Annotated in this window: 16 protein-coding genes; 15 read left to right on the forward strand and 1 reads right to left on the reverse strand. The window is 75.0% G+C overall.

Annotation, left to right across the window (positions count from 1 at the left end; translation table 11 throughout):
* Positions 1-16 precede the first annotated feature (16 nt).
* Positions 17-580 (reverse strand): HNH endonuclease, encoded by a 564-nt coding sequence (locus tag AB0E83_RS01730; RefSeq protein WP_362104367.1) that lies wholly within the window; start codon positions 578-580, stop codon positions 17-19.
* Positions 581-838: 258 nt separating this feature from the next.
* On the opposite strand from AB0E83_RS01730, the gene AB0E83_RS01735 reads away from it, so the two are divergent.
* From AB0E83_RS01735 to AB0E83_RS01805, 15 genes are all read left to right on the forward strand, one after another.
* Entirely contained in the window at positions 839-1,903 is a 1,065-nt protein-coding gene (locus AB0E83_RS01735) for a mechanosensitive ion channel family protein (RefSeq protein ID WP_362104369.1), read from the forward strand.
* 215 nt (positions 1,904-2,118) lie between these two features.
* Positions 2,119-3,327: an ROK family transcriptional regulator gene (locus AB0E83_RS01740; protein ID WP_362104371.1), complete on the forward strand. Its 1,209-nt coding sequence runs from the start codon at positions 2,119-2,121 to the stop codon at positions 3,325-3,327.
* Positions 3,328-3,377: 50 nt separating this feature from the next.
* Complete coding sequence (locus AB0E83_RS01745) at positions 3,378-4,724, forward strand: ABC transporter substrate-binding protein (RefSeq protein WP_362104373.1); 1,347 nt, start codon at positions 3,378-3,380, stop codon at positions 4,722-4,724.
* 16 nt (positions 4,725-4,740) lie between these two features.
* On the forward strand, positions 4,741-5,739 hold the full coding sequence (locus tag AB0E83_RS01750; RefSeq protein ID WP_362104374.1) for a sugar ABC transporter permease: 999 nt from the start codon (positions 4,741-4,743) through the stop codon (positions 5,737-5,739).
* A gap of 3 nt (positions 5,740-5,742) precedes the next feature.
* Entirely contained in the window at positions 5,743-6,615 is an 873-nt protein-coding gene (locus tag AB0E83_RS01755) for a carbohydrate ABC transporter permease (RefSeq protein WP_362104376.1), read from the forward strand.
* 7 nt (positions 6,616-6,622) lie between these two features.
* Positions 6,623-7,888 (forward strand): 6-phospho-beta-glucosidase, encoded by a 1,266-nt coding sequence (locus AB0E83_RS01760; RefSeq protein ID WP_362104378.1) that lies wholly within the window; start codon positions 6,623-6,625, stop codon positions 7,886-7,888.
* On the forward strand, positions 7,879-8,856 hold the full coding sequence (locus AB0E83_RS01765; RefSeq protein ID WP_362104380.1) for a BadF/BadG/BcrA/BcrD ATPase family protein: 978 nt from the start codon (positions 7,879-7,881) through the stop codon (positions 8,854-8,856). The genes AB0E83_RS01760 and AB0E83_RS01765 overlap by 10 nt, the downstream gene beginning before the upstream one ends.
* A gap of 576 nt (positions 8,857-9,432) precedes the next feature.
* Positions 9,433-10,728 (forward strand): hypothetical protein, encoded by a 1,296-nt coding sequence (locus AB0E83_RS01770; RefSeq protein WP_362104602.1) that lies wholly within the window; start codon positions 9,433-9,435, stop codon positions 10,726-10,728.
* A gap of 11 nt (positions 10,729-10,739) precedes the next feature.
* Positions 10,740-11,771 carry a glutamate ABC transporter substrate-binding protein gene (locus AB0E83_RS01775; RefSeq protein WP_362104382.1) on the forward strand — a complete coding sequence of 344 codons (1,032 nt, stop codon included), beginning with the start codon at positions 10,740-10,742 and terminating at the stop codon, positions 11,769-11,771.
* Positions 11,772-11,824: 53 nt separating this feature from the next.
* The gene (locus AB0E83_RS01780) at positions 11,825-13,102 is read left to right on the forward strand and encodes a hypothetical protein (RefSeq protein WP_362104604.1); all 1,278 of its coding nucleotides are present in this window, start codon (positions 11,825-11,827) and stop codon (positions 13,100-13,102) included.
* Entirely contained in the window at positions 13,099-15,639 is a 2,541-nt protein-coding gene (locus AB0E83_RS01785; RefSeq protein WP_362104383.1) for a tetratricopeptide repeat protein, read from the forward strand. Before AB0E83_RS01780 ends, AB0E83_RS01785 begins: the two co-directional genes overlap by 4 nt.
* Complete coding sequence (locus AB0E83_RS01790; protein ID WP_362104385.1) at positions 15,636-17,018, forward strand: PP2C family serine/threonine-protein phosphatase; 1,383 nt, start codon at positions 15,636-15,638, stop codon at positions 17,016-17,018. The genes AB0E83_RS01785 and AB0E83_RS01790 overlap by 4 nt, the downstream gene beginning before the upstream one ends.
* Positions 17,019-17,076: 58 nt before the next feature.
* Complete coding sequence (locus tag AB0E83_RS01795) at positions 17,077-18,402, forward strand: VWA domain-containing protein (protein WP_362104387.1); 1,326 nt, start codon at positions 17,077-17,079, stop codon at positions 18,400-18,402.
* Positions 18,403-19,962: 1,560 nt separating this feature from the next.
* Complete coding sequence (locus AB0E83_RS01800) at positions 19,963-20,517, forward strand: FHA domain-containing protein (protein ID WP_362104389.1); 555 nt, start codon at positions 19,963-19,965, stop codon at positions 20,515-20,517.
* Positions 20,518-20,600: 83 nt separating this feature from the next.
* The gene (locus tag AB0E83_RS01805) at positions 20,601-21,008 is read left to right on the forward strand and encodes a globin (RefSeq protein WP_362104391.1); all 408 of its coding nucleotides are present in this window, start codon (positions 20,601-20,603) and stop codon (positions 21,006-21,008) included.
* The last annotated feature ends 172 nt before the right edge of the window (positions 21,009-21,180 follow it).

Below are 21,180 nucleotides of genomic sequence, written 5' to 3' on the forward strand. Positions count from 1 at the left end.
GCGGAAGGCCCGGACCTCAGCCGGTCGTCAGCACCCCTGCGGGGGTGTCGGCGACGGAGTCGATCCGGGCCATCGCGTCCTCGGCGCCGTACGGCCTGAGGTAGGGCAGCCACCGGGGGTCCCGGTGGCCGGTGCCGATGATCCGCCAGGCCAGGCCGGTCGGCGGCGCGGGCTGGTGGCGCAGCCGCCAGCCGATCTCCCGCAGGTGCTTGTCGGCCTTGAGGTGGTTGCAGCGGCGGCAGGCCGCCACCACGTTCTCCCAGGCGTGGGTTCCGCCCCGGCTGCGCGGGACGACGTGGTCGACGCTGGTCGCCACTCCCCCGCAGTACATGCAGCGCCCTCCGTCGCGTGCGAAGAGGGCCCTGCGGGTGAGGGGAACGGGCCCCCGGTAGGGGACCCGCACGAACCGCTTCAGCCGTACCACGCTGGGCGCGGGGACGATCTGGCGTTCGCTGTGCAGGAAGGCGCCGGACTCCTCGATGCAGAGGGCCTTGTTCTCCAGGACGAGGACGAGTGCGCGGCGGAGCGGTACGACGCCCAGGGGCTCGTACGACGCGTTGAGGACCAGGACATGCGGCACGGATGCCTCCTATGGCGCCGGCGGCGCGTGGCTCGCGCCGGGACGAACTGCTCTCAGTCTCTCCTCATGCCTGGCCGGAGCGCCACCACGTTCCCGCGATCGCCGGGGGCGTGCCCGACGTGTTCCCGGCCACATCGGCATGTCTCCCGGGTATGTGCCCGGGTGAGGTCGGTCTCTCCCTCGAACAGGACAGCGGGACCCGGTCCGACGCCCCGTTAGTGTGGATGGCCTGCGTACGCGAAGCCTGGAGGTTGTCCCGTGTCCTGGTCCGTCCTGACGGCCGCCACCGAACCCGAGCCCATCCCGGTGACTCTGGACGAGGCGGCGGAGAAGGCCACCAACGCGGCGAGCTGGGTGGAGCAGAACTGGTCCACCTGGCTGAACACCGGTCTGCGGATCCTGCTGATCGTGGTCGTCGCCCTGCTGCTGCGGTGGGCCGTCCGCCGTGCCCTGACGAAGCTGATCGAGCGGATGAACCGCTCCGCCCAGGCGGTGGAGGGGACGGCGCTCGGCGGGCTGCTCGTCAACGCGGAGCGCCGGCGGCAGCGGTCCGAGGCGATCGGCTCGGTGCTGCGGTCGGTGGCGTCCTTCCTGATCCTGGGCACCGCGGGGCTGATGGTCCTGGGCGCCTTCGACATCGACCTGGCGCCGCTGCTCGCCTCGGCCGGTGTGGCCGGTGTGGCGATCGGTTTCGGCGCGCGGAACCTGGTGACGGACTTCCTCTCCGGCGTCTTCATGATCCTGGAGGACCAGTACGGCGTCGGCGACTCGGTCGACGCGGGCGTGGCCTCCGGCGAGGTCGTCGAGGTGGGGCTGCGGGTGACGAAGCTGCGCGGGATCGACGGCGAGATCTGGTACGTGCGCAACGGCGAGATCAAGCGGATAGGGAACCTCTCCCAGGGCTGGGCGACGGCGGCGGTGGACGTGACGGTCCGGCCGACCGAGGACCTGGACAAGGTGCGGGCCGTGATCGCCGCGGCGGGCGAGTCGATGGCCGAGGAAGAGCCGTGGAACGAGCGGCTGTGGGGCCCGGTGGAGGTGCTCGGTCTGACCGAGGTGCTCATCGACTCGATGACGATCCGGGTCTCGGTGAAGACCATGCCGGGCAAGAAGCTGGGCGTGGAGCGCGAGCTGCGGTGGCGGATCAAGCGGGGCCTGGACGAGGCCGGCATCCGGATCGTCGGCGGGCTGCCCGCTCAGGCGGAGGAGGTCGCGGCCGATCCGACGGCGGGCATGGCGGCCCCCTCGGTCTTCGCGAACGCCACCTCGCCGCAGTCGGCGGCGGCCACCCCGCTGCCGCGGCCGGACCTCGGCAAGTCCTGACCGCTCCCCCACCTCCCGGGCCTCGACGCCCCCGTCGGCAACGCTTCGGTCGCCGCCGGGGGCGTCTCGCGTTCCCGGGTATTGACGGGCCGGTGGCGGCCGTCCTACCGTCCTCCCACCGAATAGGAAACTTTCCTAACAGTGTGGTGGGGGAAACGGTGGCCGCCAGGCGCCACAATGGGCCCGACCAGCGTCGAAGGGCAGGTGCGAACGGCATGGCAGGCATCCAGGGAACCCCTGGCACCCCGCGCGTCCTGCGGGCCATGAACGACCGCGCCGCGCTCGACCTCCTCCTGGAGCACGGCACCCTCTCGCGGACCCGGATCGGCAAGCTCACCGGCCTCTCCAAGCCGACCGCCTCGCAGCTCCTCGCCCGCCTGGAGGCCGCCGGCCTGGTCCGCGTCACCGGCACCACCGAGGGCCGCCCCGGCCCCGGCGCCCAGCTGTACGCGCTCGACCCGACCGCCGGGTACGCCGCCGGGCTCGACGTCAACCAGCACCGCATCCGCGCCGCCGTCGCCGACATCACCGGCGCCGTCGCCGGCGAGTACGAGCTCCGCACCGGGGGCCGTACCGGGGACGGCGTGGTCCGGCAGGTCACCGCGGCCCTCGACGGGGCCGTCCGGGCCGCCGGGCTCGTCCCCGCCGACGTGCGGCGCCTGGTCATCGGCACCCCCGGCGCCTTCGACCCGGCCACCGGGCGGCTCCGGTACGCCTCCCACCTGCCCGGCTGGCACTCCCCCACCCTCCTGGCGGAGCTGGCCGCGGTCCTGCCCATGCCCTTCGAGTACGAGAACGACGTCAATCTGGTGGCCGTCGCCGAGCGGGCCCTCGGCGCCGCCCGCGGCCACGAGGACTTCGTCCTGCTGTGGAACGAGGAGGGCCTCGGCGCCGCCCTCGTCCTCGGCGGCCGGCTGCACCGGGGCTTCACCGGCGGCGCCGGCGAGGTCGGCTTCCTGCCGGTCCCCGGCACCCCGCTGGTCCGCCAGGTCGCCAAGGCCAACTCCGGCGGCTTCCAAGAGCTCGCCGGCGTCCAGTCGGTGCCCCGGCTCGCCCGCGCGGCCGGGCTCGACACCCCCGACCGCCCCTACGTGGCGGTGGCGACCGGACTGCTCGCCCGGGCCGCCGAGACCCCGGACGAGGGGCCGTACGCGGAGCTGCTCGACCGGTACGCCGAACGGCTCGCCACCGGTCTCGCCTCCCTCGTCGCCGTCCTCGACCCCGAACTGATCGTGCTGTCCGGAGACGTCCTCGTCGCCGGCGGCGAACCCCTGCGGGCCCGCGTCCAGGCCGAGCTCGCCGAACTCGCGGCCTCCCGCCCGCGGCTCGTCCTCACCGCCGTCCCCCGTGAACCGGTGCTGCGCGGCGCGCTGGAGAGCGCGCTGGCCACCACCCGCGACGAGGTCTTCGACACCTCCCGCTGACCCGCGTCACCACCCCTCCTTCCGCTCACCCCCTCCAGGGAGACATCGCCATGCCCGCACGCCCGCGCGCCGCCGCAGCCGCGCTCGCCGCCACCGCCTCGCTCGCCCTCTTCGCCACCGCCTGTACCGGCTCCGCGGGCGGAGCGGCCTCCGACGACCCCAAGGCCGAGACCACCCTGACCTTCTGGCACGGCTGGACGGCCCCCTCCGAGGTCAAGGCGATCGAGGAGAACGTCGCCCGGTTCACCAAGGCCCACCCGAACATCAAGGTGAAGGTCGTCGGCAACATCAACGACGACAAGCTCGGCCAGGCGCTGCGCGCGGGCGGCTCCGACGGACCCGACGTGGTGGCGTCCTTCACCACCGCCAACGTCGGCAAGTTCTGCCACACGGGCGCGCTCGCCGACCTGAAGCCCTTCATCGAGAAGGACGGGCTGGACCTCGACAAGGTCTTCCCGAAGGTCCTCCAGGACTACACGCAGTTCGAGGGCAAGCGCTGCACGCTGCCGCTGCTCTCCGACGCGTACGGGCTCTACTACAACAAGGACGCCTTCAAGGCCGCCGGCCTCGACCCGGAGGCGCCGCCGAAGACCTGGTCCGAGTTCACCCGGGTCGCCAAGAAGCTGACGAAGGCCAAGGGGGACTCGTACGAGCGGCTCGGCTTCATGCCGAACTACCTCGGCTACGAGACGGTCGTCTCCCACTACATGTCGCAGTGGAGCCACGGCGGCTACTTCGGCGCGGACGGCAGGTCGACGGTCGGCACCGACCCGGCGTTCGCCGAGATGATGACGTACCAGAAGTCGCTGGTGGACGCGCTCGGCGGCTTCCAGAAGCTGGACAAGTACCGCACCACCTTCGGCGACGAGTGGGGCGCCAAGCACCCCTTCCACACCGGCCAGGTCGCCATGCAGCTGGACGGCGAGTGGCGGCTGAACTTCATCAAGGAGGCCAAGGTCCCGTTCGAGGTCGGCGTCGCGCCGCTGCCGGTCGCCGACGACGAGGTCGCCGAGTACGGCAAGGGCTACCTCTCCGGCACGATCATGGGCATCGCGCCGCAGTCGAAGAAGCAGAACGCCGCCTGGGAGCTGGTCAAGTACATGACCACGGACACCGAGGCCGTAGTGGGCTTCGCCAACGCCATCGGCAACGTCCCCTCCACCCTGGAGGCCCTCAAGTCCCCGGACCTGAAGTTCGACGCCCGCTTCCAGACCTTCCTCGACATCGCCCGGCACCCGAAGTCCACCACCTCGGACGGCGCGGTGAACGGCTCCGCCTACCAGGACACCCTCCAGAAGTTCGCCCAGCGGTACGAGAAGGGCGAGGTCACCGACCTGAAGAAGGGCCTCGCCGAGACCGCCGCCCAGATCGACCGCGACATCGCCGCGGCGAAGTGACGGCCGGACACCGCCCATGAGCACGGACACCCTGCCCGCGACGGAGGCGGCCGCCCCGGCCGCCTCCGTCCCCGGGGCGCGCAACACGCTGCGGGCCAGACGCCGCCGCAACGCGCTGCGCACCCTGGCCTTCATGTCGCCGTGGCTGATCGGCTTCGGCTTCTTCTTCGCCTACCCGCTCGTCTCGACCGTCTACTTCTCGCTGATGAAGTACGACGGCCTCAACCCGCCCGAGTGGCGGGGCCTGGACAACTGGACGTACGTCTTCACGTCCTTCCCGCAGTTCTGGCCGGCCCTCCAGAACACCCTCTGGCTCTGCGTCGTCATGGTGAGCTGCCGGGTCGTCTTCGGCCTCGGCATCGGCCTGCTGATCACGAAGATCAAGACGGGCGCGGGGGTCTTCCGGACCCTCTTCTACCTGCCGTACCTGGCCCCGCCGGTGGCGGCGACGCTCGCCTTCGTCTTCCTGCTCAACCCCGGCACCGGGCCGGTCAACTCGCTCCTGGACGCCGTCGGCCTGCCCGCCCCCGCCTGGTTCAACGACGCGGACTGGGCCAAGCCGGCCCTCACCGTCCTCGCCGTGTGGGGCATCGGCGACCTCATGGTCATCTTCATGGCCGCCCTGCTCGACGTCCCCAAGGAGCAGTACGAGGCCGCCGAACTGGACGGCGCGAACGCCTGGCAGCGGTTCCGCCACATCACCCTGCCGAACATCTCGCCGATCATCCTCTTCGCCCTGGTCACCGGGGTCATCGGCGCGATGCAGTACTACACGCAGCCGATCGTGGCCGCCAAGGTCGCCTCGGGCAAGATGGGCGGCTCCGGCGAGACCTTCGTCCCCGGCTATCCGGACGACTCCACGCTCACCCTGCCGCAGCTCGTCCACAACCTCGGCTTCAGCCAGTTCAACTACGGTGCGGCCTGCGTGATCGCGCTCGTGCTCTTCGCCTTCTCCATGGCCTTCACCGCGCTGCTCATGCGCCGGCGCGGCGGCCTGATCGGCTCGGGTGACTGAACCATGACCCTGACCGCCCCCTCTCCGGGCGCCGCCGCGACGCGCGCCCGCCGCAAGGCCCTGCTGCACTGGATCGCCGTGCACTCCCTCGGGATCGCCGCGGCCCTCTTCTTCGTCCTGCCGTTCGTCTTCGTCGTCCTCACCTCGCTGATGAGCGACCAGCAGGCGCTCACCCGCGACCTCACCCCGAACACCTGGCACTTCGAGAACTACGTCAAGGTCTTCGAGACGCCCGGCTTCCTCACCTGGTGGAAGAACTCGCTGCTGTACGCGGGGCTCGGCACCGTCCTCGTCGTGGTGTCGTCGATCCCCGTCGCGTACGCGCTCGCCAAGTTCCGCTTCCGCGGCCGGCACCTGTCGCTGCTGCTCGTCATCTCGATGATGATGCTGCCGCCGCAGGTCGTGATCATCCCCATGTACCTGTTCTGGGCCAAGCAGATGGACCTCTCCGGTTCGCTGTGGCCACTGATCGTCCCGCTGGCCTTCGGGGACGCCTTCGCCGTCTTCCTGCTGCGCCAGTTCCTCCTCACCATCCCCGACGAGTACGTCGAGGCGGCCCGCATCGACGGCTGCGGCGAACTGCGCACCCTGCTGCGGATCGTGCTGCCGATGGCGAAGCCCGGCATCGCCGCCGTCGCCCTCTTCCAGTTCTTCTACTGCTGGAACGACTACTTCGGGCCGCAGATCTACGCCTCCGAGAACCCGGCCGCCTGGACGCTCAGTTACGGCCTGGAGTCCTTCAAGGGCGCGCACCACACCGACTGGAACCTGACCATGGCCGCGACCGTCCTGGTCATGGCCCCCGTGATCCTCGTGTTCTTCTTCGCGCAGAAGGCGTTCGTCGAGGGAGTCACCCTGACCGGAGTGAAGGGCTGATACGAGAATGAAACTCGCTGTCGTGGGGGGCGGTTCGACCTACACCCCCGAACTGATCGACGGATTCGCGCGGCTGCGCGACACCCTGCCCCTCACCGAACTCGTCCTCGTCGACCCGGCCGCCGACCGGCTCGACCTCGTCGGCGGACTCGCCCGCCGGATCTTCGCCAAGCAGGAGCACGAGGGGCGGATCACCACCACCACCGACCTCGACGCCGCCATCGAGGGCGCCGACGCCGTCCTCCTCCAGCTCCGCGTCGGCGGCCAGGCCGCCCGGAACCAGGACGAGACCTGGCCGCTGGAGTGCGGCTGCGTCGGCCAGGAGACCACCGGCGCCGGCGGCCTCGCCAAGGCGCTGCGCACGGTCCCCGTCGTCCTCGACATCGCGGAGCGGGTCCGGCGCGCCAACCCGGACGCCTGGATCATCGACTTCACCAACCCCGTCGGCATCGTCACCCGCGCCCTGCTGAAGGCCGGGCACAAGGCCGTCGGCCTGTGCAACGTCGCCATCGGCTTCCAGCGCAAGTTCGCGAAGCTCCTCGACGTGGCCCCGGCCGAGGTCCACCTCGACCACGTCGGCCTCAACCACCTCACCTGGGAGACCGGCGTCCGGCTCGGCGGCCCCGACGGCGAGGACGTGCTGCCCCGGCTGCTCGCCGAGCACGGCGACGCGATCGCCGCCGACCTGCACCTGCCGCGCCCGGTCGTGGACCGGCTCGGCGTCGTCCCCTCGTACTACCTGCGCTACTACTACGCGCACGACGAGGTGGTGGAGGAGCTGCGCACCAGGCCGTCGCGGGCCGCCGAGGTCGCCGCGATGGAGAAGGAACTCCTGGAGATGTACGGGGACCCGGCGCTCGACGAGAAGCCGGCGCTGCTCGGCAAGCGCGGCGGCGCCTTCTACTCGGAGGCGGCCGTGGACCTGGCGGCCTCGCTGCTGGGCGGCGCGGGCTCGCCGTACCAGGTGGTGAACACCTTCAACGCCGGCACGCTGCCGTTCCTGCCGGACGACGCCGTCATCGAGACGCAGGCGGCGGTCGGCCCCGGCGGGGCGGTGCCGCTGCCGGTCGCGCCGGTGGACCCGCTGTACGCCGGTCTGATCGCGAACGTCACGGCCTACGAGGACCTGGCGCTCGACGCGGCCCTGCGGGGCGGGCGGGAGCGGGTCTTCAAGGCGCTGCTCGCGCACCCGCTGGTCGGGCAGTACGCGTACGCCGAGGGCCTGACGGACCGGCTGATCGCGCACAACCGGGAGCACTTCGCGTGGGCGTGAACGGGGGGCTGCTCGCGATCGACGCGGGCAACAGCAAGACCGACGCGGCGGTCCTCGCGCCGGACGGGACGGTGCTGGGCGCGGCACGCGGCGGGGGGTTCCAGCCGCCGGTGGTGGGGGTGGCGGCGGCGGTCGACGGGCTGGCGGAGGTCGTGGGGCGGGCGGCGGCGGACGCCGGCGTCCCGCTGTCCTTCGCCCACGTCACCGCCTGTCTCGCCAACGCGGACCTGCCGGTCGAGGAGGCCGCGCTGGAGGAGGAGCTGCTGGGGCGGGGGTGGAGCCGTTCGGTACGGGTCCACAACGACACCTTCGCGATCCTGCGGGCCGGGCTCGACGAGCCGCGCGGGGTGGCGGTGGTCTGCGGGGCCGGGGTGAACTGCGTGGGCATGACCCCGGACGGGCGGACGGCCCGCTTCCCGGCGATCGGGAAGATCTCCGGGGACTGGGGCGGGGGCGGCGGGCTCGCCGACGAGGCCATGTGGTTCGCGGCCCGCGCCGAGGACGGCCGGGGCGAGCCGACGGAGCTGGCCCGGGCGCTGCCCGCGCACTTCGGCCTGGAGACGATGTACGCGCTGATCGAGGCCGTGCACCTGGGCCGGATCCCGCACGCGCGGCGGCACGAGCTGACGCCGGTGCTGTTCCGGGTGGCGGCGGGGGGCGACCCGGTGGCGCTGGCCCTGGTGCACCGGATGGCCGAGGAGGTCGTGGCGCTGTCGACGGTGGCGCTGCGGCGGCTCGGGCTCCTCGACGAGGAGGCGCCGGTGGTCCTCGGCGGCAGCGTGCTGGCCGCCCGGCACTCGCAGTTGGAGTCCCGGATCCTCGAACTCCTCGCCGAGCGGGCGCCGAAGGCGGCGGTGCGGTTCGTGACCGCGCCGCCGGTGCTCGGCGCGGGGCTGCTCGCGCTCGACGAGCGGGGTGGTGCGGAGCCGGGGGCGGCGGAGCGGCTGCGGGCGCACTACGCGGCCTGACGCGTGCCGGCGCCGGTGGGGCGTCTCCCGGACGGGAGGCGCCCCACGGGCATGTTCACCTGTTCGAGCGACCCCCGGAGACGGAACCGATCCGGGGTGGCCGGCGTATTCAGAGTGAAGGTCGTTCGAAGAGGGTTCGAGGCAGGTTCGAGAAGAGTTCGAAGCGGGTTCGAGGAGGGGAGCAGGGGGAGCAGGAGAGGGCGAGGAGGGGCCGAGGAGGGCCCGAGGAAGGATCGGGCGAGGGCGAGGAGGACGCGGACGGGCCGCGGAGGGGGCGGTGCGGGAGCGGTGAAGGGGGGCTCGCCCGGGGAAGTCCCGTGGGAGTGGGGCACGATAGGCACAAGATCGTGTCATTCCCGGTGTGCGGGCGGGCCGCCTGCGGCCATACTGCTCGCCGGGGTCGATCGACGTCGAGACCGAGGGGGAGGTCACGTGACACACCCGCCGAGCGCGCCCGCCGCGGCGCAGGGCCCGGCGCCCGCGCCCGCGCGGCCGGTGGTGCCGGGGCAGGTCTCGCGCGCCGCCGCCGGCGCCGCCCCGCCGCCCGCGCGGGGGGCGTGGGCCACCGGACGCGAGGTGCTGCGGGTCGCCGCGACGACCGAGCCGGGGCGGCTGCGGATCCTGGGGGCCGTCCTGGCGCTGCTGGTGCTGGTGCTGGGCACGGTTGCGGGCCTGGAGGCCGCCGACCGGACCTCCTCCGCCGAGGACGTCGTGGGGCGCAGCCAGCCGCTGAGCGCGGACGCCGCCGCGATCTACCGCTCGCTGGCCGACGCCGACTCGACGGCCGCGGCCGGCTTCCTCGCCGGGACACAGGAACCGGCCGAGTCCCGCGCCCGCTACGACCGGGACCTCGCCACCGCCTCCCGGCTCCTGGTGAAGGCCGCGGCCGGCACCGACGGTTCGGGCGAGTCGGCCCGCGAGATCACCGCCCTCAACGAACTGCTGCCGCGCTACGCCGGCCTGATCGAGCGGGCCCGGGCCGCCAACCGGCAGGGGCTGCCGCTGGGCGGCGCCTATCTGCGGTACGCCAACCAGGAGATGACGACCCGGCTGCTGCCCGCCGCCGAGCGGCTGTACGCGGCGGAGACCGCCCGGCTGCACCAGGACGACGACGACGCCCGCGCCTGGCCCCACCTGGCGCTCGGCGCCGGGGTGCTCGCCCTCGGCGCGCTGGTGTGGGCGCAGCGGCGGGAGTACCGGCGGACGAACCGGGTGTTCAGCCGGGGGCTGCTCGCCGCCACCGCCGCCTCCGTGGTGGTGCTGCTGTGGCTGACCGGGGCCCACGCCGCGGCCCGGGCCGGGCTCGGCGCCGCGCGGTCGGAGGGCCAGCAGTCCCTCCAGCTGCTCAACGAGGCCCGGATCAGCTCCCTCAAGGCCCGCGCCAACGAGAACCTGACGCAGGTCGCCCGGGGCGCGGTCCTCACCGAGGACGGCAAGAACGACAAGTACGAGGCCGAGTACGCGACGGGCATGGCCGCGCTCACCGACGCGCTCGGCCGGGCGACGCGGCTCGCCGACGACGAGGCGGGGCGGGCGCCGCTGGCCGAGGCCACCTCCCGGGCCGCCGAGTGGCGGAAGCGGCACGCCGCCGCGCGGGAGCTCGGCGAGGCGGGCGACTACCAGGCCGCCCTCGACCTGATCGTCGGGCCGAAGGGCGAGGCGGAGCCGAAGGAGTCGGCGGGCTGGTCCTTCGACCAGGTCGACGCGGCCCTGGAGCGCGCCCTCGCCCACGAACAGGCCGAGTTCACCCGCTCCGCGCGGGGCGCGGTGAACGCGCTGACCGGGCTGCCGGCGGGCGCGGCCGCGCTCGGCGCGCTGGGCGCGCTGGCCGCGGTGCTCGGCATCAACCGAAGACTGTCGGAGTACCGGTGAGAGGGGGCGGGATGGCACACGACGGCGAGCCGGCGGCGCGACGGGCGGCCCGGCGGCTGCGGGGCTGGGGCGGCGTGGCCGCGATGGGCGTGGCCTGCGCGCTCACCGCCTCCCTGACCCTGCTGCCGCTGAGCCGGGAGGCGGGGGGCGCGGCGGCGCCCGCCGGCCCCTTCGGGGCGGGCCCGGGGGTGGGCACCGGCCTCCAGGTCAAGGCCGACACCTGCGAGCGCCCGGAGGCCAGTCTGCGGCCCTCGACCGCGGACGGGGCCTCGGTCGCGGCGATCAAGCAGCGGGGCAAGCTGATCGTCGGCGTCGACCAGTCCAGCTACCGCTGGGGCTTCCGCGACCCGGAGACCGGCACCCTGGAGGGCTTCGACATCGCGCTGGCCCGGGCCATCGCCGGGGACCTCCTCGGCAGCGAGGACGCGGTCGTCTTCCGGACCGTGCCCACCAACCAGCGGATCGCGGCCCTCGACAGCGGCAAGGTCGACCTCGTGGTCCGCACGATGACGATCAACTGCAAGCGGATCAAGCAGGTGGCGTTCTCCACCGCCTACTTCCGGGCCGGACAGCAGGTGCTGGCGCCGAAGACCTCCCCGATCACCGGCTACGACGCCTCGCTGAAGGGCCGCCGGGTCTGCACCGCCGAGGGCTCCACGGCCTACGAGGCGCTGGAGGAGCGGTCCTTCGGCGCCGTCTTCGAGGACGAGGGCGACGGCACCCCCGCCGACCGGAACCTGCTGACCGTGCCCAACCAGCTGGACTGCCTGGCCCGGCTCCAGATGGGCGAGGTCGACGCGATCGTCACCGACAACGCGCTGGCGGCCGGCCAGGCCGCGCAGGACCCGGCGGTGGAGCTGAAGGGGAAGCCGTTCACCGAGGAGTACTACGGGGTGGCGGCGAAGCTGGGCAACGACGACCTGGTGCGCCGGGTCAACAAGGTCCTGGAGGACTACCGGAAGGGCCGCTGGCAGGAGGCGTACGGGACCTGGCTGGAGGCGGGGCTCGGGAAGGCCGGGCCGCCCGCCCCGCTGTACCGGTAGAGCCCGTGCGCAGGTGGAGCCCGCTGGACGAGCAGAAGGAGATGAGGAGAGCGATGGGCGTCGCGGGACCCCCCGGTCCGGTGATGGACCGGGACGAGGTGGACCGTGCGCTGGCGCGCCTCGGCGCGGAGCACAAGGCGGTCGAGGACTCGCTCCTCGCGCTCCAGGACCACGCCGGGCGGCGGCTCCTCGAAGGGGCCGCGCTGACCGGCACCACCCGGGAGCGCTGGGCGTCGACGGAGCGGACCATCACCGTGCTCTGGAGCTGCTTCGACGCCTACACGGCGGCGCTGCGGGAGGCCCGGGAGCTGCGGGCGCGGCGCAAGTGGCCGAACCGGGAGGAGCTGGCGGAGCTGACCGAGCGGCTGTGCGGCGAGGCCGTGCACGTGCCCGGAGGCGCCGGCGAGGAGGCGCTGCTCGCCGAGCGGTTCACCCTCGACGGGCTGGTGCGGCGGATGAACGAGCTGTACGCGGCCTCGCTCGACGTGGTGGTGACGGCGGACGCCGTGTGGTCGGCGCTGCCCGCGCGGATAGACCTCCTCGCCGCCGAGCTGGGCCGGACCCGTTCGCTGGCGCACTCGGTCGGGGTGCGGCCGGGCGAGCACCCGGCCGGTGACGCGCTGGAGGCGATCACCGCCGAGCTGACGGAGCTGCGGGAGTCGGTGGTCACCGACCCGCTGGCCTACTGGCGCCCGGCCGGGGGCAGTTCGGCGCCGGGCGGCGGCCGGCCGGACACCGCGCGGTACGACCGGGCGGCGCTCGCCCTGGAGGACGTGCGGCGGGAGATCGAGGCGGTCCTCGCGGTCCGGCAGGACTCCGAGGAGCGGCTGCTGCGGCTGCGGGACGTGCTGTCCCGGGCGGACCGGACCCTCGCCGAGGCGCGGGTGGCGCGCGGCGAGGTGCTCGCGAAGATCGCCGCCTCCGAGGTGCCGGCCGTGAGCGGCCCGCCGACGGCGCTCCAGGAGCGGCTCCAGGCCGCCGCCGACCACCGCCGGCACGCCCGGTGGCACCGGCTCTCGCCGCTGCTCGACGCGCTGGAGCGGGAGGCCGAGGAGGAGCTGCTGCGGGCCCGCGACTCGCTGACGGCGGTGACGGCGCCGCTCGCGGTGCGGGCGGAGCTGCGCGGCCGGCTCGACGCGTACCGGGCGAAGGCGACCCGGCTCGGCGGGGCGGACGACCCGTTCCTGACCGAGCGGTACGACACGGCGCGCCGGATGCTGTGGAGCGCGCCCTGCGACCTGCGGGCGGCGGAGCAGGCCGTGCTGCGCTACCAGCGGGCGGTGGCGGACCTGGCGTCCGGCCCGTCGGAGACGGGAGGACGACAGTGGTGAGCGGCCGGGCGGGGAAGTGTCAGCGGCCCACGTGCGAGGGCGCGTACGAGGACGTGGGCGGCGGCGAGCTGTACTGCGACACCTGCGGCCTCGCGCCGGTGGTGGCGCCCAGCGGGCACCTCCAGGCCAACCCGACCGGGGTCGCGGTGCCGGGGAAGCGCGGCACGGGCGCGGGCTTCGGGACGCCGTCCGAGGCGGCGGGCTGGGGACCCGACTCGTCGTCGGCGCGCAGCGGTTCGCGGGCGTCCGCGCGGGCCTCGTCCCGCTCCTCGTCCTCGCGCCGCTCGGTCTCCGGACGCCTTTCGCGGTCGCTGTCGGGGCGGGCCACCGGCCGTTCGGTGTCGGTGCGCAGCTCCGGTTCGGCCGGCGAGCGGTCGGCCCGCAAGCGGCTCGGCGCGGGGCTCGTCACGATCCCGGAGGTGCCGCGCCCCGACCCGCGCGCCGCGGTGATGGCCGACCCCGAGGTGCCGGAGCGGAAGCGATTCTGCTCCCGGTCCGACTGCGGGGCGCCGGTGGGGCGTTCGCGCGGCGACCGGCCGGGCCGCACCGAGGGCTTCTGCACCTCGTGCGGGCACCCGTACTCCTTCGTGCCGAAGCTGCGGGCCGGGGACGTGGTGCACGGGCAGTACGAGGTGGCCGGCTGCCTCGCCCACGGCGGCCTCGGCTGGATCTACCTCGCCGTCGACCGGGCGGTCTCCGACCGGTGGGTGGTCCTCAAGGGCCTGCTCGACACCGGCGACCAGGACGCCATGGCGGCGGCGATCTCGGAGCGCCGCTTCCTCGCCGAGATCGAGCACGCCAACATCGTCCGGATCTACAACTTCGTCGAGCACCTCGACCCGCGCACCGGCTCCCTGGACGGCTACATCGTCATGGAGTACGTCGGCGGCAAGTCGCTCAAGGAGATCGCCAACGACCGGCGGACCCCGGAGGGCCGGCGCGACCCGCTGCCGGTCGAGCAGGCGTGCGCGTACGGCATCGAGGCGCTGGAGGCGCTGGGCCACCTGCACAGCCGCAACCTGCTGTACTGCGACTTCAAGGTGGACAACGCCCTCCAGACGGAGGACCAGCTCAAGCTCATCGACATGGGCGCGGTCCGGCGGATGGACGACGACGAGTCGGCGATCTACGGCACGGTCGGCTACCAGGCGCCGGAGGTCGCCGAGGTCGGCCCCTCGGTCGCCAGCGACCTGTACACGGTGGCCCGCACGCTCGCCGTGCTCACCTTCGACTTCCAGGGCTACACCAACGTCTTCGCGGCCTCGCTGCCGGAGCCGGAGCACATCGAGGTCTTCCGGCGGTACGAGTCGTTCTACCGGTTCCTGGTACGGGCCACCGACCCGGACCCGGCGCGCCGCTTCGCCTCCGCCGAGGAGATGGCGGAGCAGCTGACCGGGGTGCTGCGGGAGGTCGTCGCCCTCCAGTCGGGGCGGCCCCGGCCCGCGCTCTCCACCCTCTTCGGCGCGGAGGTGCGGGTCACCGACACCGTGCTCTTCGCGGAGGACTCCGGGGACGTGTCGGTGCTCGGCGCCCGGCGCACCGGCCGGGCCCGGCGCTCCGCTCCCCCGGCCGCCACGGGCGTGCCGGCCGGGCAGGGCCTCGGCTCGCTGCTCGCCCCGCTCGACGTGGCGGCGACCGCGCTGGCGCTGCCGGTGCCGCGGGTGGACCCGGCGGACGCCAACGCCGGTTTCCTCGCCGGTCTGCAGGCCGCCGCCCCCGCCGAACTCCTCGGGGCGCTGCGGGCCGCGCCCGCCGACACCCCCGAGCTGCGGCTGCGCGCCCTGCGGGCCCAGCTCGACCTGCGGGATCTGGTCTCGGCCGGGCAGACGCTGGGCGCCCTGGAGCAGTGGGACGCGGACGACTGGCGGGTGGTGTGGCACCGGGGCGTGGCCTCGCTGGTGAGCGGCGACCTGACGCACGCGGCGCTCGCCTTCGACGCGGTCTACGACGCCTTCCCCGGCGAGCCCGCGCCCAAGCTGGCGCTCGGCGTCTGCGCGGAGGTGCTCGGCCAGCTCGACAACGCGGCCGAGTACTACCACCTGGTGTGGACGGCCGACCCCGGTTTCGTGAGCGCCGCCTTCGGGCTCGCCCGGGTGCGGCTGGCGGCCGGGGACCGGACGGGGGCGGTCGCCGCCCTCGAATCCGTACCGGAGTCCTCCATCCACTACACGGCGGCCCGGGTCGCGGCCGTCCGGGCGCGGCTGCGGCGGCGCCCGGCGCACGAGCCGCTCGGCGCCGACCTGACCGCGGCCGCCGCGCAGGTCTCGGCGCTCGGCGGCTTCGGCCTCGACCCGGTGCGCCGGGAGCGGTTGTCGGCGGAGGTGCTCGGTACGGCCCTGGACTGGGTACTCTCCGGGAGTCCCGGTGCCGCGCCGGGCGGCGGGGAGCCGCTGCTCGGGAGCGCGCTGGACGAGAACGGGCTCCGCTTCGGCCTGGAGCGCGCCTACCGGGTGCTGGCCCGGCTCGCCCAGCGGGGCGAGGAGAGGATCGAACTGGTGGAGCGGGCCAACCGCTACCGCCCCCGGACGTGGGTGTGAGGATGTCCCAGAAGCCCCAGCCGCCGTCGCACGGACTCGCCGCCTGCCCGAATCCGGAGTGCGGCGAACCGGTCGACCCGAGGGACCGCTACTGCGGGGCCTGCGGATACGACCTGTCGGCCGCCGCGGAGCCGCCGCCCGGGCAGGACCGGCCGACGATGCCGATCGCCGCGCCCGTCTGGCCCGAGGCGCCGCCCCGGGACCCCGGCTCGCTGTCGACGATGACCCAGCACCCCGGCGACCTGCCGGGGACGGACTCGGGCGGGCGGGACCTGCCGACGGTGCCGGTGGCCGTGCCCCCGGCGGGGCCCGGCACCGGTCCGGTGCGGACCGACGGGCCGGTGCCGCCGCGCGGGGAGACCGTGCGGGGCGGCGGCGACTTCGAGCTGGCCGCGCCCGACCCGCGGGCGGCCGTGCGGGCGGAGCCCGCCGCCGAGGCGTCCGGCGACGTGCCCGAGGGGATCTGCGTGGCCTGCCGGGCCGGGCGGGTCGACGGGGACGGCTACTGCGAGAACTGCGGGCACGCCCAGCCCCGGGAGCGCGACCACATGGAGCGGGAGCTCGGCGGCGTCGCCGCGGTCAGCGACCGCGGGCTGCGCCACCACCGCAACGAGGACTCGTTCGCGGTCGTCGAGACGGCCCTGCCCGGCGGCCGGCCGGCCACCGTCGCGATCGTCTGCGACGGCGTCTCCTCCGCCCACCGCCCCGACGAGGCGTCCGCCGCCGCGGCCCGCGCCGCGGGCCGGGTGCTCGACGAGGCCCTGCCCCGCGGCACCCACCCGCAGCAGGCCATGCACGAGGCGATCGTCGCCGCCGCCGAGGCCGTCACCGCCCTGGCCCGCACCGGCGGGCCGGAGGACGGGGGCGCCGACTCCCTCCACGGCGGCAACTCCCCCGCCTGCACCATCGTCGGCTCCGTCGTCACCGACGACCTGCTCGTCATCGGCTGGGTCGGCGACAGCCGCGCCTACTGGGTGCCCGACGACCGCACCGCGCCCGCCGCCCGGCTCACCGAGGACGACTCCTGGGCCGCCCAGATGGTCAAGGCGGGCCTGATGAGCGAGGAGCAGGCGTACGCGGACGAGCGCGCCCACGCCATCACCGGCTGGCTCGGCGCCGACGCGTACGAACTGGAGCCGCACACCGCCGCGTTCAAGCCGGACCGGCCGGGGGTCGTCGTGGTCTGCACGGACGGGCTGTGGAACTACGCGGAGGCCGCCGAGGCGATGGCGCGGGCCGTCCCCGCCGACGCGGCGCTCCGGCCGCTGCACGCGGCGCGGGTCCTCGTCGGCCACGCCCTCGACGGCGGCGGACACGACAACGTCACGGTCGCGCTGACGCCGTTCGTCCCGCCGCCCGCGGGGGCAGGCTCCTCCTGACGCCCCGTCACCCGCCGTCCCCGTCCCGCCCGCACCACCGCCGAGGAGCCGAAACCAGATGGCGAACTTCGCCAAGCCGTCCGTGCCGCAGTTCTCGGTGGACGTCTACCAGAACGAGTACCTGCCGGACGGCGGGCGGGACGTGGACGCGATCGTCACCGTCACGGCGACCGGCGGCGGCACCAGCGGCGCGGCGGGCGTCCCGGCCGGGGGCCCCGCCGGTGTGGTGATCATGGTCGACCGTTCGGGCTCCATGGACTACCCGCCGGCCAAGATGGCGGGCGCCCGGGCCGCCACCGCCGCCGCGATCGACACCCTCCGCGACGGCACCTCCTTCGCCGTCGTCGCCGGCAACCACACCGCCCTCCCGCTCTACCCGGCGCACGGGCGGCTCGCCGTCGCGGGCGCCCGGACCCGCGCCGAGGCCAAGGAGGCGCTGGAGCGGCTGACCGCCGACGGCGGGACCGCGATCGGCACCTGGCTGCGGCTCGCCGGCGCCCTGCTCGACGGCGAGGACCTCGCCATCCGGCACGGCGTGCTCCTCACCGACGGGCGCAACGAGCACGAGGCCCCCGAGGCGCTGCGGGCCGCGCTCGACGCCTGCGCGGGCCGCTTCACCTGCGACGCGCGGGGCGTCGGCACCGACTGGGAGGTCAAGGAGGTCACCGGGATCGCCGCGGCGCTGCTCGGCTCCGCCGACATCGTCGCCGACCCGGCCGGGCTCGCCGCCGACTTCACGGCCATGATGGAGAACGTCATGGGCAAGGGCGTCGCCGACGTGGCGCTGCGGCTGTGGACCCCGGTCGGCGCGGAGGTCGTCTTCGTCAAGCAGGTCGCGCCGGCGGTCGCCGACCTGACCGGCCGGCGGACCGACGCCGGGCCGCGCGCCGGGGACTACCCGACCGGCTCCTGGGGCGACGAGTCCCGCGACTACCACGTGCGCGTCCGGGTGCCGGCGAACGCGGTCGGCCAGGAGATGCTCGCCGCCCGGGTCTCCCTCGTCGTCCCCGACCCGCTGGGCGGCGACGCCCGGCCGGTGTCCCAAGGACTGGTACGGGCCGTGTGGACGCACGACGTGGCGATGACCACGGCGATCAATCCGCAGGTCGCGCACTACACGGGCCAGGCGGAGCTCGCGGACGCCATCCAGCAGGGCCTGGACGCCCGCAAATCGGGCGATCAGGACGGAGCGACGGCGAAACTGGGCCGCGCGGTGCAGCTGGCGGCGGCCTCCGGGAACGCGGATACCGCGAAACTCCTTTCGAAGGTGGTGGACGTGGTCGACGCGGCGGCGGGTACTGTGCGGTTGAAGGCGAAGGTCGCGGAGGCGGACGAGATGACACTCGAGACCCGTTCCACCAAGACCGTTCGCGTCAAGAGGTAGCCCGGCCCGCCGGGCCGGACGACGAGAGGGGGAAGCACCGACATGCCGACCTGCCCGAACGGACACCAGTCGGTCTCCGACGACTGGTGCGAGGTCTGCGGACACCGCATGACCGGGGCGGGTGCGCCGGCGGGTGCCGTACCGCCGCCTCCCCCGCCGCCCCCCGGCCCCCCGGCCCCGCCCGGCCCCCCCGGCCCGCCGCCGCCCGCCTACGGCTACCCCCACCCGAACACGCCCCCCGGCCCGGGCAACCCCGGCGCCCCTGGCGGCCCCGGCCGCCCCGGCTTCCCTGACGGCCCCGGTGGCCCGGGCGGCCCCGGTGGCCCCGGGTTCTCCGGCGGCCCGGGCGGGCCCGGCCGATCCGGCTTCCCCGACGGACCCGGTGGGGCCGGTGGCCCTGGCGGGCCCGGCTTCCCCGACGGACCTGGGGCTCCGGGTGGCTCCGGCGTACCCGGAGCTCCGGGCAACGACAGTGCCCCGGGCGGTCCCGGCCGCCCCGGTTTCCCTGACGGTCCCGGCGGCCCGGGTGGCCCGGGTGGCCCCGGTGGTCCTGGCTTCCCCGGCGCCCCGGGCGGTTCCGGCGCGCCCGGCGGCCCGGGTGGTCCCGGCTTTCCCGGCGCCCCGGGTGGCCCCGGTGCGCCCGGCGGCCCCGGCCGACCCGGCTTCCCTGACGGTCCCGGCGGAGCCGGTGGCCCGGGCGGACCTGGCTTCCCCGGCGGCCCCGGCGGCCCGGGCGGTCCCGGTGCGCCCGGCGGCCCCGGTCGCCCCGGCTTCCCCGACGGTCCCGGCGGAGCCGGTGGCCCGGGTGGTCCCGGGTTCTCCGGTGGGCCCGGCGGCCCGAACGGCTCCGGTCGGCCCGGCGCCCCGGGTGGCCCCGGCGCGCCCGGTTTCCCTGATGCTCCCGGCGGTCCCGGCGGTGCCGGTGGCCCCGGCTTTTCCGGTGCTCAGGGCGGCCCCGGGTTCTCCGGTGGGCCCGGTGGTCCCGGCCCCGGTGCCGGGTACCCCGGTGCCCCGGGAGCTCCTGGTGCCCCCGGCGGTCCCGGCGCGGGCAACGGTCCCGGCTTCCCCGGCGGTCCCGGTGCCCCGGGCGGCCCCGGCGCGCCCGGCGGCTCGGGCGGCCCCTCGTTCCCGGGCGGACCCGGTGGACCCGGCGGACCCGGTGGTCCCGGTCGTCCTGGTGATCCCGCCCACGCAGGCGGCCCCTCGTTCCCCGGCGGCCCCGGCGCGCCCGGCGGCCCCGGTGCCCCGGGTGGGCCCGGCATGTCCGGCCGTCCCGGTGGGCCCGGTGGGTTCGGGGTCGGGGGGGATCCGAATGCGACCGCGCAGGCGGAGCTGTGTCCGCAGTGTCGTACGCCGCGGGAGCACATGGCGCCGTACTGCGAGGAGTGCCGCTGGAACTTCCTGACGGGGACGGCGACCTCGTACACGCCGATCGCGCCGGCTCCGCAGCCGAACCGGCCCGCGGGGGCGAACCCGCCGCCGGGGTTCCCGGCGCCTCCGGCGCCTCCGGGGCCCGGGGGGCAGGACCCGTTCGGGTACCACGACTCGCGGCCTTCGCAGGTGAACCGGCCGGCAGAGCCGCTGGGGGCCAAACCGACCCACCACCAGGCACCGCCGCGCCCGCAGCCGCGCGCCGCCGACGACGACTGGGTGCTCTCCCCGCCGTCCCAGGCCCAGCCGCCGCAGGCCCCGCAGCCGCCGCAGGCCCCGCGGGGGTGGACCGCCCACGTCGGGCCGGACCGCGACTACTTCATGGCGATGATGCGCCGCAGCGGGCCGGAGGCCGCGGGGCTCAACCTGCCCGCGTACGCGCCGCCGAAGCAGGTGCCGCTCCAGGGCAACCAGGTCTCCATCGGGCGCCGCCGGCACTCCACCGGCGAGTCCCCCGACATCGACCTGGCGGTGCCGCCGGAGGACCCGGGCGTCTCGCACCAGCACGCCGTGCTCGTGCAGCAGCCCGACGGCTCGTGGGCGGTGGTGGACCAGAACTCCACCAACGGCACCACGGTCAACGGCGGCGAGGAGCCGATCCAGCCGTACGTGCCCGTCCAGCTCCAGGACGGCGACCGGGTGCACGTCGGCGCCTGGACGACGATCACCGTCCGGCGCGGCTGAGCCGACCGGCCGGCACCCGTCCCGGGAGGGCCGGAGGTCCTAGACCTCCGGCCCTCGTCCGGTCCGTCTGAGACGATGGACGGGTGAACGAGATTTCCGGGGACGAGACGGTGCGGGAGCAGACCTTCTACGAGCAGGTCGGCGGCGAGGAGACGTTCCGCCGCCTGGTCCGGCGCTTCTACGAGGGCGTCGCCGAGGACCCGTTGCTGCGCCCGATGTACCCCGAGGAGGACCTCGGCCCCGCCGAGGAGCGGTTCGCGCTCTTCCTGATGCAGTACTGGGGCGGCCCCGGCACCTACAGCGAGCGCCGCGGCCACCCCCGGCTGCGGATGCGGCACGCCCCCTTCGCGGTCGACCGGGCCGCGCACGACGCCTGGCTCCGCCACATGCGCGCCGCCCTCGACGACCTCGCCCTCGCGCCGGAGCACGACGCCCAGTTGTGGCGCTACCTGACGTACGCGGCGGCCTCGATGGTGAACACCGCGGGCTGAACCCGCCCCGCCCGCCCCGCCCTCCCGTGAGGTCCGGACCACTCCGCGCCACCGGATGAACACATTCCGGGGACCGCTCACCGGATAACGGTCACGATCGCATCAAGGTCGGTGCGCAAGCGGTTTCCAGCGACCCGTGGCCGATGAAAGCATTCCCAGAACGTTTCGAGGG

This window comes from Streptomyces sp. NPDC035033 (genome assembly GCF_040636735.1).
In the GTDB taxonomy this organism is placed as follows: Bacteria; Actinomycetota; Actinomycetes; order Streptomycetales; family Streptomycetaceae; genus Streptomyces.